The organism is Rhizobium sp. 10N414 (assembly GCF_056394785.1).
Genome location: NZ_JBFTIN010000001.1, coordinates 470,011 through 482,814, shown reverse-complemented (window position 1 = coordinate 482,814; position 12,804 = coordinate 470,011). Strand labels below are relative to the sequence as shown.

Below are 12,804 nucleotides of genomic sequence, written 5' to 3'. Positions count from 1 at the left end.
GTCAAAAAACTGTTAGATTTGGGTTGATCGACAGAAATTCATCGGTATATATCGCGGCCGTTCCGACGATTTGCATCTTCGCCGATGCAGACCGCCAAAGGACAGGTGGCCGAGTGGTTGAAGGCGCACGCCTGGAACGCGTGTGTACGTGAAAGCGTACCGAGGGTTCGAATCCCTCTCTGTCCGCCAAATATCTTCTGAAGATACTTGTTTTACTAGAATAGTCTCTTTGGCGTCCGTCAGGTCCGCCGTTCAGCCCGCGGCCGGTCACGGCTGAGTTTGTCGCTACCTGCGTCGACAGAGCTGCCGCTTCGCTAATGCGGACAGAGCGCCTCGCTCCGTTGGAGCAAACGCGTCGCCCCCCGTTAACGTAGAATTCCAGCAGGGCAGAGGGCCACCCAGCGACCAGCGTTCATGGGCTGCCATCGGAATCAGCTATTTTCTAGCGCCGTCGGAGCCCGCCGAGGCAACCCTTGCCTCGGTTTCCGAGGAGGCGGTTGAGGCTGACGCCGGCGCTGGAGCTTTGCGACGCTTGAGGTATTCCTCGAAGCGCTGAAGAACGACATAGAAGGAAGGCACGAAGAGGACTGCAAGGCAGGTCGAGGCAAGCATGCCGCTGAACACGGAGATGCCGATCGACCGGCGCGCGTTGGCGCCCGCGCCTGTAGCAAGGACCAGCGGAAGCACCCCGAGGATGAAGGCGAAGGATGTCATCAAGATCGGGCGGAAGCGCAGGCGCGCCGCCTCCACGGCTGCTTCCAGGATTTCCATCCCCTGCATGCGTTGCTCGCGGGCATACTCAACGATCAGGATCGCGTTCTTGGAGGCGAGCGCAATCAGCAGGATAACGCCGATCTGGGTATAGAGGTTATTGGCAACGCCGATCGCCATGAGTGCGCCGACCGTACCAAGTAGCGCCAGAGGCACCGCCAGCAGCACAGCGAGGGGCAGGATCCAGCTTTCATATTGGCCGGCGAGCACGAAATAGACGAGCAGTATGGCGAGTGCGAAGACGAAGTAGATCTGCGAACCGACGGCCTTTTCCTGGTAGGACATTGCCGTCCAGTCGAAGCCAGCGGTCGGTGGCAGTGTATTGCTGGCGATCTGCTCCATCACGTCGAGCGCCTGGCCGGAGCTAAAGCCCGTCGCCGCCCCGCCAACGATCGTGGCGCTGGGATAGAGGTTGTAGAGACTGATCAGGGACGGGCCCTGCATGGGAGTGACGTCGACCACGGTACCTAGCGGCACCATGGTGCCGTTGCCCGCCTTGACCATCAGCCTGCGGATGTCCTCAGGGCTGACGCGCGCGTCGGGTGAGGCCTGCACATAGACCTGGAAGGTACGACCGAATTTGCTGAACTGCGTCACATAGCTGGAGCCTACATAGCCGGAAAGCGCGGAGAAGACCTGGCCGACTTCAATGCCAAGGGTCTCGGCCTTGATCCGATCAACGGTGACCGCCAATTGCGGCACGCCTGCGCGGAAGCTGGTGCTCAGCCGTTGTAGAGCGGACTGGCTGTTGCCGTTGCTGACGATGCTGTTGGCCAGAGATTCGAGGAGGGGGTAGTCGAAATCGCCATTGCGGATCTCCACCTGCATGGTGAAGCCGCTGGCATTGCCGATGCCCTGGATTGGGGGCGGCACGAGCACAAGTGTATTGGCGTTGAGCACCTCCTTCAGCGCGCCGTTCAGATGCTCGTAGATCGACAGTAGGTCCTGCCCCTTCTCCTTCTCGCGCGCGCCCCAATCCTTCAGTACGACATAGACAACGCCTGCGTTCGGCAGGCTGGCATTGTTATCGAGCACCGAAATGCCGCTGATGGTCAGTACGTTTTCGACCCCCGGTGTCGCCGCGGCGATCGTGCCGACCTGTTGCATGACTTGATCGGTTCGCTCCTTGGAGGCTCCGTCGGGCAACTGAGCACCGATGAGCACATAGCCCTGATCCTCGACCGGCAGGAAGGCGGTCGGCAGACGGGCCAGACCCCAGCCAGCCACCGCGATTAGCACAAGCGCTATCACGACCATCAGGCCGCTGCGGTGCACCATCCGGCCGATCAGGCCGGCGTAACGGCGCTCGATCGGATCGTAGGCGCGGTTGAAGGCCCGGTAGAAGAAGTTGCGCTGTTCCGGCGGGACGGGTGGCCGCAGCCAAAGGGCACACTGCGTCGGCTTCAGCGTCATGGCGTTGATGGCGCTGATGAGGGCGGTGGCGGCAATTACAAGGGCGAATTGCCGATAGAGCTGCCCGGTTAGACCCGGCAGGAACGCTGCGGGAATGAAGACCGACATCAGCACCAGCGTGATGCCGATCACCGGCCCTAACAACTCATCCATCGCTTTCTCGGCGGCTTCGCGACCCGGCAGGCCCCTCTCGACGTGGCGAGCGACGCCTTCGACGATAACGATGGCGTCGTCGACGACGATGCCGATGGCAAGGACGATGGCAAAGAGGGTCGACAGATTGACGGTGAAGCCGAGGGCGGCCATGGCCGCGAAGGCGCCGATGATCGTCACCGGCACCGTGGTTGCCGGCACAAGCGTCGCCCGCCAGTCCTGCAGGAAAACGAGAATGACGATCAGCACCAGAACACCCGCCTCGATAAGCGTCTTGTAGACTTCGTCGATCGAGGCAGTGACGAACTTTGTGGTGTCGAAGGGCATCTGGTATTGCAATCCCGGCGGAAAGCTCTTGGAGAGCTCGGCCATCTTGACGCCCACCTCCTGGGCGACGGTAAGAGCATTGGCTTCCGGCAGCTGGAATATGCCGATGCCGGTCGCGGGATGACCGTTCTGCATGAAGGTCTGGCTGTAGGTCTGGGCACCCAGCTCGACCCGACCAATATCCCGGATGCGCGTAATGCGGCCACCGTTCTCGGCATCGACCTTCACGATGATGTTTTCGAAGTCGGGCGCCTCGCTGAGGCGGCCATTGACGTTCAGCGTGTATTGGAAATCCTGGCCGGTCGGCACCGGCGGTATGCCGATCTGGCCGGCCGCCACCTCCTGGCTCTGTTGCTGCACGACGGAGATCACGTCGTTCGGCACAAGGCCCCGTGCCTGCAGAAGGTTGGGATCCATCCAGATGCGCATCGCGTACTGGCCCGCGCCGAAAACCGTGACGCTGCCGACGCCTGGTAGACGCGAGAGCTCGCTTTGCAGGTTGATGACCGCATAGTTGGAGAGGAAGAGACTGTCGAAGCGGTTGTCCGGCGAGGTCAGAGTGACGAAGCCGAGGATGGACGTCGATTTCTTCTGCGTGGTTACACCCTGCAGCTGCACGGCCTGCGGCAGCGACGACATGGCGATTGCCACGCGGTTTTGGACGAGCACCTGCGCCTGGTCTGGATCGGTGCCGATGGCAAAGGTGACGTTCAACGAGTAGGTGCCGTCGCTGGCGCTCGTCGATTGCATGTAGATCATGTCTTGAACGCCGTTCACCTGCTGCTCGATCGGCAACGCGACGGTATCGACAAGGGTCTTGGCGCTGGCGCCGGGATAGCGCGTCGTCACCGATACGGTCGGCGGAACGACGTTCGGATATTGCGCGACGGGCAGCTGGATCAACGCCACGGCGCCGATCAGCACCATGACCAGAGCGAGAACGTTGGCCAGTACCGGCCGCTCGATGAAAAAGCGCGAGATCATGGCTTGGCTGCTTCCGCAGCAGAGGGTGCAGGCGTATCGGTCCGGGGCACGACTGTTGCATGGGGAGCAGAGGTTGCGTCCTCGCCGGGATCCAGTTTGACCTTCTCCGGCGCGACTTTCGCGCCTGGAATTGCCCGCTGAATACCTTCGGCGACCACCCAGTCACCGGGATCGAGACCCTCCTCGATCACCCGTAATCTTCCCTGCCGCTGGCCAGTCTTGACTTGGCGTTGCTCGATGACGTCATCCTTGCCGAGAACCAGCACGTAGCTGCCCTGCTGGTTGGAACCGATCGATTCGTCGCGGACGAATATGCCGCCGTCGCGATGGCCGACCGGGACCCGCACGCGGGCGAAAAAGCCAGGCAGCAGGGCGCGGTCCTTGTTGTCGAGCAAGCCGCGGACCTGCATCGTACCCGTCGAGGCATCGACCTGTGGCGCCGCATAATCAAGGCGACCCTTATGCGGATAGCCGTCTTCGCCCTGCAGGCCGATCTCGACAGGAACATTCGGAAGGTCGACTTCGCGGAATGTCTTGCCCTGCCGTGCCAAATCCTGCTTGATCGCCAGGACCTGCGGTTCGCTGACGTTGAAATAGACATAAATCGGATCTAGCTGGACGATCGTGGCAAGCTTGGTCGGTCCGGCAACGCCGACAAGCGCGCCGACATCCACGAGATGAGCGCTCACCACGCCGTCGAAAGGCGCCAGAACACGAGTATAGCCGAGATTGATCTCCGCCAGTTGCAGGCTCGCCTGGGCGTTGAGGATGTTCGCGTTCGCTTCATCATAGGCGGCCGTCGCGGTGTCCACATTGGTCTGGGTGGTGGCCTGCTGCTTTATGAGCGCGAGCTGTCGTTGGTACTCCTGCTGACGCCCGACCTGGGAGGCTTTCGCGGAAGTCAGCGATGCCTGCGCCTGATCGCGCTGCGCCGTATAGGTATTGCTCTGGATCGAGAAGAGCTGATCACCCTGTTTGACCGACGCGCCATCACGGTAGTCAATCGTGTCGAGGAACCCTTGGACGCGTGCCTCGATGTCGACGCTGTTGAAGGCAGCGGTATTGCCGGTCAGCTCGAAATAGGTGGTTACCGGCTGCACCAGCGGCTGGGCCACATGGACCACCGGCGGCGGTGGCGGAACGTATTCGTTCTTGCTGCCGTCACACGCGGATAGCGCTGCCGTTGCAGCAAGCGTGATCGATAATTGTAGGCTTCGATACAATTTACCACGCATTTTGCCGCCTCAACCGCTTCAACGCTTCAGCTGTAATGCACGTGCGCCTCGCCTATGAACGACCCGTATCTCCCCCGGCGAAGTAAACACTAATATTCCTGTAGATCGCTGAAGTTGCAATAGCTTAAACACGGCGGCTGCTTAGGCGTGTCCAGGAGTGCTGCCAGCCGGTTGCACTGCCGTCTCGCCTGGCCACCGTGTCCACCCAAAAGAGGCCATCCAGTCCCGACACGATCGAAGGGGGTGAAAGTGGGAGAGTCGCGGCCGTACCCAAGGGTGAGCATCAATCACATTCGAAAGCCGGCTCCAGTAGAAAATACTTGCATCAACCGACCGGTCAGTCAATTATGGACCGTACGCGGGAGGAAATCCGCATCGAGACTATGTTCTACCGTCACCGGGCGCCGCTGGAAGCGGCATTGCCGGCCGCTTGGGCGTGGCCTCTGGCGGAGATGGCCGGCAGGGGGGTGGAGGCATATCCAGCGCCCGCGACGGGTAACGTGATACGATCCCATGCAAGCCATCTGCAAAGGCCAGGGAGGGCATGATGCAGTCACTGATAACACCAGTCCATAAACCGGTTCCGGTGGAAATTCTGCAGGCGGAGCTGCGCAAGGTTTGCGGTGCCTTCGATCTCGAGCCGATGGGCCGCGACGGTACCATGGCCGGTGATGTTGCGAGCCGCCGCATCGGCTACTTCGAGACGGCCGTGGTCGGGCTCGACGCGCGCCATGTCAGCCGCAGCACCCGCTCGATCCGGCAGGACCCGGGCGAGCATCTCTTCCTTCTGATCCAGGACGAGGGCCACTGCCGCGTCGAGCAGAGCGAAAAGACGGCCACACTTTTGCCCGGCGATATGTTCCTTGTCGATTCCGTACTGCCGTCCTCCTTTGTCTATGACGGCGTACGCTCCAGCCAGGTGTCGCTGCACATGCCGCGCCACGAAATGCTGCACCGCTTTGGCAAGGAATGCACCGGTGGCGTCGCGATCAGCCGCGACGACCCGCTGTGGGTCGCCATGCGCGCGGTGCTGACGAAAATGCTCGCCGAGCCGGGCGCGACGACGCAGCTCGGCGAAGCCTTCTTCTGCCTGATGGGCGCGTATCTCCAGGGTATCAGGACCCAGGAGAAAGCGCGGCCGGCCGAAACGCTGCTGTCGCGGGCGCTCGCCCTGATCGATCGCCACTGCGCCGATCCTGGTTTCGGCCCGAGCGAACTTGCCCGCCGCCTCAATGTCTCCGAACGCATGCTGCAGCGGCATTTCCAGACGCTCGGCGAGACGCCCGGCCACCGGCTGCTCGGTCGCCGGCTGGAGCTTGCGCGTGCGCGCCTTGGCGCGCCGCAGCAAGGCCAGGGCGGACAGGGAATCGCGGGCATCGCCTTCGATGCTGGCTTTAACGACCTTTCCTACTTCTACCGCGAGTTCCGCAAAAAATACGGCATCACGCCGGGCGCAGTTGTCCGCAGCCCTGTCGAGCGCTGCCATTGACGGATTTGTCCAATGCGCTGGACGGCCCCGTCCAAGTGGGGCTCGAGCACTTCATATAGGCTATCCCGCCAATAGTCCTGCATGAGGTGGGGCTTGAAGGGAGGAGGCGATCATGACGCTGCACAGCGCGACGATCAACGGTAAGCCGGTCAACGGCCAAAAGACTTTCAGCGTATCGAACCCGGCGACGGGCGAGGAAGTGGGTCGCGCGCCAGACATGGGTGCGGCCGAGCTTGACGCCGCCGTCGCCGCCGCCAAGGCCGCGTTTCCGGCTTGGTCGGCCAAGAGCGACGAAGAATTGCAGGCCGCCTGTGCCGCCGTCACCGCCCGCATCGAAGCGCATGCCGGAGAACTCGCGGAACTTCTGACCCGCGAACAGGGCAAGCCGCTGAACGGCCTGGGCTCGCGCTGGGAACTCGGCGGCACGGTCGCCTGGGCCGGCTACACGACCGGGCTTTCGCTGCCCGTCAAGGTGCTTCAGGACAACGAGCAGGGCCGCGTGGAGCTGCACCGCAAGCCCCTCGGTGTCGTGGGTTCCATCACGCCATGGAACTTCCCTGTCATGATCGCGATCTGGCATATCATGCCGGCGCTGCGCACCGGCAACACGGTGGTTGTCAAGCCGTCGCCGCTGACCCCACTTTCGACGCTGCGCCTCGTCGAGATCATGAACGAAGTGCTGCCGGCCGGCGTGCTCAACGTCGTTACCGGCGACGATACGGGCGAATTCAACCTCGGCGGCGCCATGGCAGCCCATTCGGACATCCGCAAAATCGTCTTCACCGGCTCCTGCGCCACCGGCCAGAAGGTCATGCGCTCGGCTGCCGAGACGATGAAGCGCCTGACGCTGGAACTTGGCGGCAACGACGCCGGCATCGTGCTCCCCGACGCCGATCCGGCGGCAATCGCCGAAGGTCTGTTCTGGGGCGCCTTCATCAACAACGGCCAGACCTGCGCTGCTATGAAGCGCCTCTACGTGCATGAATCCATCCACGACGCTGTCTGCGAGGCGCTGGTCGCCTATGCGAAGAATATCCCGGTCGGCAACGGCCTTGAAGAAACGAGCGTTCTCGGGCCGATCCAGAATCGCATGCAGTTCGACAAGGTGAGCCGCCTCGTCGCCGACGCCAAGGGCCGCGGCAAGGTGCTGCTCGGCGGTGAAGCGGGCGAGGGCCTGTTCTTCCCGCCGACCATCGTCTCGGGCCTTTCGAACGGCGATGCGCTGGTCGACGAGGAGCAGTTCGGCCCGGCGCTGCCGGTGATCAAGTATTCGGACATCGAGGACGCGATCCGTATGGCCAATGACAGCCCGAACGGCCTCGGCGGCTCGGTCTGGTCCTCCGACCTCACCGCCGCCAAGAAGGTCGCGGCTCGCATGGAATGCGGTTCGGTCTGGATCAACAAGCATGGCGCAATCCAGCCGAACGCGCCCTTCGGCGGCGTCAAGGCCTCCGGCTTCGGCGTCGAGTTCGCCATAGAGGGGCTAGAGGAATACACGGACATCCAGGTGGTGTTCGCTTGAGCATGCAAGTCCTGAGATAACTAGGGAGGAGATTATGACAATGAAGCGATATCTGGCTTCGGCCAGCCTCGTGCTGGCGCTTGGCGCGCCCGCTGCCTTCGCCCATCCGCTGGATGGCCTGACGGCGGAGGAATACCAGAAGATCAACAAGATTCTGCGCGACGAGAAGGTGGTGGACGACAATACGCTCTACCCGCTGATCGAGCTTAAGGAGCCGGCCAAGGCCGACGTGCTTTCCTGGAAGGACGGTGACAAGCCGCTCGACCGCGAGGCGAAGGTACAGTTGACGAGCCCGCAGGGCTTCAAGGAAGCCGTCGTCAACATCACCACCGGCAAGGTCGAAAGCACGACGCCGATCAAGGGCCAGCCGATGGTCCTCTTCACCGAATTCATGGACGCGCTGGCCGGCGCGCTGCAGAATCCGGACATGGTGGCGGGCCTGAAGAAGCGCGGCCTGACGCCGGAGCAGGCCTTCTGCCTGCCGCTGACGGCCGGAAACTTCTTCACTGAGGAATACAAGAATTCCCGCCTGATGAAGGTGCCCTGCTATCGTGTGCCGGATGGCTCCAACTACTACGCAAAGCCGATTGAAGGTCTCTTCGCCGTCTACGACATCGGCAAGAAGAAAGTGCTGAAGGTCATAGACAACGGTGCCATCGAAGGCCCGAAGGACAATTGGGGTTATACCGAGAAGGAAGTGGAGGCTCGCGAGCCGCTGCGCCCGAAGATGAACATGGCCACGCTCTCCCAGGAAGGCGGCCCGAACTACAAGATCACAGGCAGCCATCTCGAATGGGACCTGTGGCGCTTCAACTTCCGCGTCGACAAGCGTCCGGGCTTGGTGCTTTCCAACCTCGACGTCAAGGACGGCGACAAGTGGCGTTCGGTTATCTACCAGTCGCACCTGTCGGAAGTCTTCGTGCCCTACATGGACCCGACCGAAGGCTGGTACTGGCGCACCTACATGGATAGCGGGGAATACGGATTCGGCCTGTTCCTGAGCCCGCTGCGCGCCGGCGTCGACTGCCCGAGCTACGCTACCTTCCTGCCGGCGACGATTGCCGACGACAAGGGCAATCCACTGACGATCCCGGATGCGATCTGCGTTTTCGAGCGCTCGATCGGTGATCCGGCCTGGCGTCACTTCGAGGTCTTCGCCCAGACGCCCGAAAAGCCGCTTCCGGCTGAAGGCCGCCCGGCCACCGAGCTGGTCGTGCGTACGGCTTCTGAAGTCGGCAACTACGACTACCTGATGGACTATCGCCTGCAGCAGGACGGCCAGATCCGCATCATGATCGGCGCAACCGGCCTTGATGCGGTGAAGGGTGTCGCATCGACCTCGATGAACGATCCGACCGCCGCTGCGGACACCGCCCACGGCACGCTGATCGCGCCCAACCTTGTGGCCGCCAACCACGACCACTACTTCAACTTCCGCATCGACTTCGACGTCGACCAGCCGGCCAACCACTTCGGCACCATGGACATCGTTCCCTCCAAGGTGGATCCGAAGAACCCGCGCCGGTCGATGTGGGAAGTGCAGCACACCATGCCGAAGACGGAGATGGAAGCTCGCTACCAGCTCTCGGCGATGAAGCCGCGCTATTTCATGATCTCCGATCCGTCCCGCGAAGGCTATCTCGGCCAGGAACCGGGCTGGATGGTCCATCACGGCGACGTGGCCTACGGTCCCTTCGATTTCGCCAAGGACCCGCCGATGAAGCGCAATGCCTACATCGAGTACTCGGTTTGGAATACGGTCTACAATGCGGACCAGCAGTATGCCGGCGGCAAGTTTGCCATGCAGAGCGACGGCTCCGACACGCTGCCGGAATGGGTGAAGGCGAACAAGCCCCTGATGGGCAAGGATGTCGTGACCTGGTTCACTGCAGGCTTCCACCACATCCCGCGCATGGAAGACTGGCCGGTCATGTCAACCGAGTGGAAGACCATCCACATCGAGCCGCACAACTTCTTCGCCCACAACCCGGCGCTGACGATCCGCAACGTTCCGCCTGCGATCCAGAACGCCCAACAGTAAGCGAACATACGATGACGAAGGGGCGCCCACTGGGCGCTCCTTTTACTCTGCCTTGCCCATTCACCGAGTACGATCCTTGTGATGGATCGAACCGCAGTCTTGAGCTTGCCAATCGGCGCGACACTGCGATGTCGCGCGCATGACATATTCAGTGTAAAGCGACGAGCCCCGCCGCAGCGATCTTCTTGGGTTGCCGCAGCAGCAAAACGACAGGCGTCATCGCGATGATCATAACGCCCATCAACCAGAAGCAATCGCTATAGGTCATAACAAGCGCGTTGCGTTCGATGAGGCTCGAAAGCTGCGATATTGCGCGAAGCTTTGCCGTGGCCGCATCGATGCCTTGGCTGACCCCGCTCACCGCAAGGCGCGCCTGCCCAGCGATCGAATTTGCCGTGAGCGCCTCGCGTATGGTGTCCGAATGGGCAGCGCTGCGCTGGTCGATGACGACGCCGCTCAAGGCGAGGCCCATCGAGCCCCCGAGATTGCGGGCCATGCTGTAGATACCGGCGCCGTCGGCCGCATTTTCGCGACCGATAGCGGCCATGGAAACCTGATTGAGCGGCATAGCAGCCAGGATCTGTCCCACGCCCCGCAGCAATTGCGAGATGGTGAAATCACCTCCGGCGCTATCCGGACTAAGCCCGATGTCGACGAAGCAGCTTGCCGCGAAGAAGACCAGGCCGAGCGCGACCATGATCCGCGCGTCGAAACGGCCGACGACACGGGGAAGGACCGGAACGAGCAACAGCACTGGAACTGCGGACAGAGCCATGATGCCGCCCGCCTGTCTTGGATTGTATCCGGCGATCGTGCTCAGGAACTGTGGAAGGATGAAGGTCGCGCCGTAGGTGGCTGCCCCCACGGCGAGGGCGATCAACGTAGCGCTGGCGAAGGCACCATTCCGGAGCAAGGAGAGCTTGATGACCGGGTCGGCACTGGTCTTCTGAGTCACGAACAGCACGACGAACCCGAGGAGCGAGGCGAGGCTCAGCTGCACGATCATCGGAGACTCGAACCAGGCTTCGCGCTGCCCCTCTTCGAACACGACCGTCAGGCAGCTGAACGCCAGCGTCATGCCCGCGATTCCCCACCAATCTGCCTTGGCCAACAGCCCAAGGTTTGGACTTTGGCGCGGCAGGCCGACAAGCAGCAGAACAGCGAGCGCGATGCCGACAGGCAAATTGAGGAAGAAGCACCATCTCCAGGTGATCTCTTCGGCGAGATATCCTCCGAGCACCGGTCCGAGGATCGGCCCGATGAGCACGATGACGCCGAAGATGCTCATTCCGACAGGCATCTGGCGGGGCGGCAGCCGGGTTCTGACGATGATCTGCGCGGTCGGTATCAAGGCGCCGCCGAAAAATCCTTGCCCGACGCGCCCGATGATCATCGCGAGCAGGCTATCCGACAGGCCGCAGAACATGGAGAATAGAACGAATGCCGTGGTCGTCACCAGAAGCAATGTTCGCAGCCCCAACAGACGCGTGAACCATGCGGTCAGGGGGATCATGATGACCTCGGCAACGAGGTATCCCGTGCCTATCCAGGTCCCCTCTGTGCCGCTGGCTCCGATGGCTCCCTGGATTTGCGGCAGCGCGGTGTTGGTGATCGAGATGTCGAGCGTGGCCATCAGCGCGCCGATCGCGCCGGCGACGACGGCGACCCAGTCGGTGAGGCTCGCGGCATCCGGCTGAGGCGCAGCCGCCAGGACCGATATCGACTGCGCGCTCATTGCACCGACGCCACCTTGTCGAAGGTCGAGACCTTGGTGTTGACCGAGACTTCAATGGAGAGGCCGGGCAGCAGCGGAGGCATCTTCTGGCCCGTCTCCAGCTTGATGCGGACGGGAACACGCTGGACGATCTTGGTGAAGTTGCCTGTCGCGTTCTCCGGAGGCAGCAGGGCGAACTGCGCGCCTGTTCCCGGCGCGAAGCTGTCGACGACACCTGTGACCTTGAAATTGGGATAGGCGTCGATCGTGACCGTGGCGGGCTGGCCCGCGTGCATGCCCCCGATCTGCGTTTCTTTGAAGTTGGCCACAAGGTAGATGTCGTCGGTTGGAACGACCGTCATCAGCTGCGTGCCCGGCTGGACGAATTGTCCGACCTGGACCGTGCGATCGCCGATCCTGCCGGAGATCGCACTGCGAAGCACCGTGTCGTCGAGATCAATCTCTGCCTTGCCGAGGCTTTCTTGGGCGGCGACCAGTTGCGCGTGGGCCTGTTCGACCTGCGCCTTCAGGGCGGTCGTCTGCTGCCGGGCCGCATCAAGGACAGCCTGCTTCAGCCGAACAACGGATTTCGCCTGTTCGAGCGCGCTCCTCGCCTGCTCGCCCTTGTGCTGGCTCTCGATGCCGCGGGCGGCGAGGGGCGACGTCCGGTCGAAGTCCTTCTGGGCGAGTTCGGCATTCTCAGTCGCGTTTTCGAGGTCGGCCGCAGCCTGTGCAATCACAGAGTCCTGCTGCTTGATGTCGGCCTCGTTCTTGGCGACGTCCGCCTGGCGGGCGTTGACGGTGGCCTTGGCCTCGCGGACCGCCATTTCGTAGCGGCGGGGATCGATCTTGACGATCGGCTGGCCCGCCGTGACCGTCTGGTTATCGGAGACATATACCTCCGCAATCTGCCCCGAAAGCACGGGGGCCATCGAGACCTGATCGGCGCGAAGATAAGCATTGTCGGTGCTCTCGATAAAGCGTCCGTTCCTATGCCAGTCGTAGCCATAATAACCGCCGCCGATGGCGACAATGGCTCCAATGGTGGCGAGCGCATATCGCGCGCGGCTGCGCTTCGTTTGTATTTTTGCTTCCGGCAAGGAAGCGGTTTTTGGGGAGACAATAGCGTCCATGGTCAAGTCGCTTGGTGTTCGT

7 protein-coding genes and 1 tRNA gene are annotated in these 12,804 nt (G+C 62.2%); 4 read left to right on the top strand and 4 right to left on the bottom strand.

Annotated elements, in window-relative coordinates; genetic code table 11:
* Positions 1-99: 99 nt before the first annotated feature.
* A tRNA-Ser gene (locus tag AC1DE4_RS02395) sits at positions 100-189 on the top strand.
* Between the two features lie 246 nt (positions 190-435).
* Here the strand turns inward: AC1DE4_RS02395 and AC1DE4_RS02390 are convergent.
* Together AC1DE4_RS02390 and AC1DE4_RS02385 are read right to left on the bottom strand one after the other, a co-directional pair.
* Positions 436-3,648, bottom strand: coding sequence for an efflux RND transporter permease subunit (locus tag AC1DE4_RS02390; protein WP_477879694.1), 3,213 nt, complete (start codon positions 3,646-3,648; stop codon positions 436-438).
* Positions 3,645-4,883, bottom strand: coding sequence for an efflux RND transporter periplasmic adaptor subunit (locus AC1DE4_RS02385; RefSeq protein ID WP_477879692.1), 1,239 nt, complete (start codon positions 4,881-4,883; stop codon positions 3,645-3,647). Before AC1DE4_RS02385 ends, AC1DE4_RS02390 begins: the two co-directional genes overlap by 4 nt.
* A gap of 547 nt (positions 4,884-5,430) precedes the next feature.
* On the opposite strand from AC1DE4_RS02385, the gene AC1DE4_RS02380 reads away from it, so the two are divergent.
* From AC1DE4_RS02380 to AC1DE4_RS02370, 3 genes are all read left to right on the top strand, one after another.
* Positions 5,431-6,372: a helix-turn-helix domain-containing protein gene (locus tag AC1DE4_RS02380; protein WP_018855296.1), complete on the top strand. Its 942-nt coding sequence runs from the start codon at positions 5,431-5,433 to the stop codon at positions 6,370-6,372.
* A 112-nt stretch (positions 6,373-6,484) separates the two neighbouring features.
* Positions 6,485-7,894 carry an aldehyde dehydrogenase family protein gene (locus AC1DE4_RS02375; protein WP_018116696.1) on the top strand — a complete coding sequence of 470 codons (1,410 nt, stop codon included), beginning with the start codon at positions 6,485-6,487 and terminating at the stop codon, positions 7,892-7,894.
* A gap of 40 nt (positions 7,895-7,934) precedes the next feature.
* The gene (locus AC1DE4_RS02370; protein WP_037215007.1) at positions 7,935-9,935 is read left to right on the top strand and encodes a copper amine oxidase; all 2,001 of its coding nucleotides are present in this window, start codon (positions 7,935-7,937) and stop codon (positions 9,933-9,935) included.
* Positions 9,936-10,083: 148 nt separating this feature from the next.
* Here the strand turns inward: AC1DE4_RS02370 and AC1DE4_RS02365 are convergent, their stop codons facing one another.
* Both AC1DE4_RS02365 and AC1DE4_RS02360 read right to left on the bottom strand, forming a co-directional pair.
* Positions 10,084-11,670: a DHA2 family efflux MFS transporter permease subunit gene (locus AC1DE4_RS02365; protein WP_477879689.1), complete on the bottom strand. Its 1,587-nt coding sequence runs from the start codon at positions 11,668-11,670 to the stop codon at positions 10,084-10,086.
* Positions 11,667-12,782: an HlyD family secretion protein gene (locus AC1DE4_RS02360; protein WP_025658572.1), complete on the bottom strand. Its 1,116-nt coding sequence runs from the start codon at positions 12,780-12,782 to the stop codon at positions 11,667-11,669. The genes AC1DE4_RS02365 and AC1DE4_RS02360 overlap by 4 nt, the downstream gene beginning before the upstream one ends.
* Between the last annotated feature and the right edge of the window lie 22 nt (positions 12,783-12,804).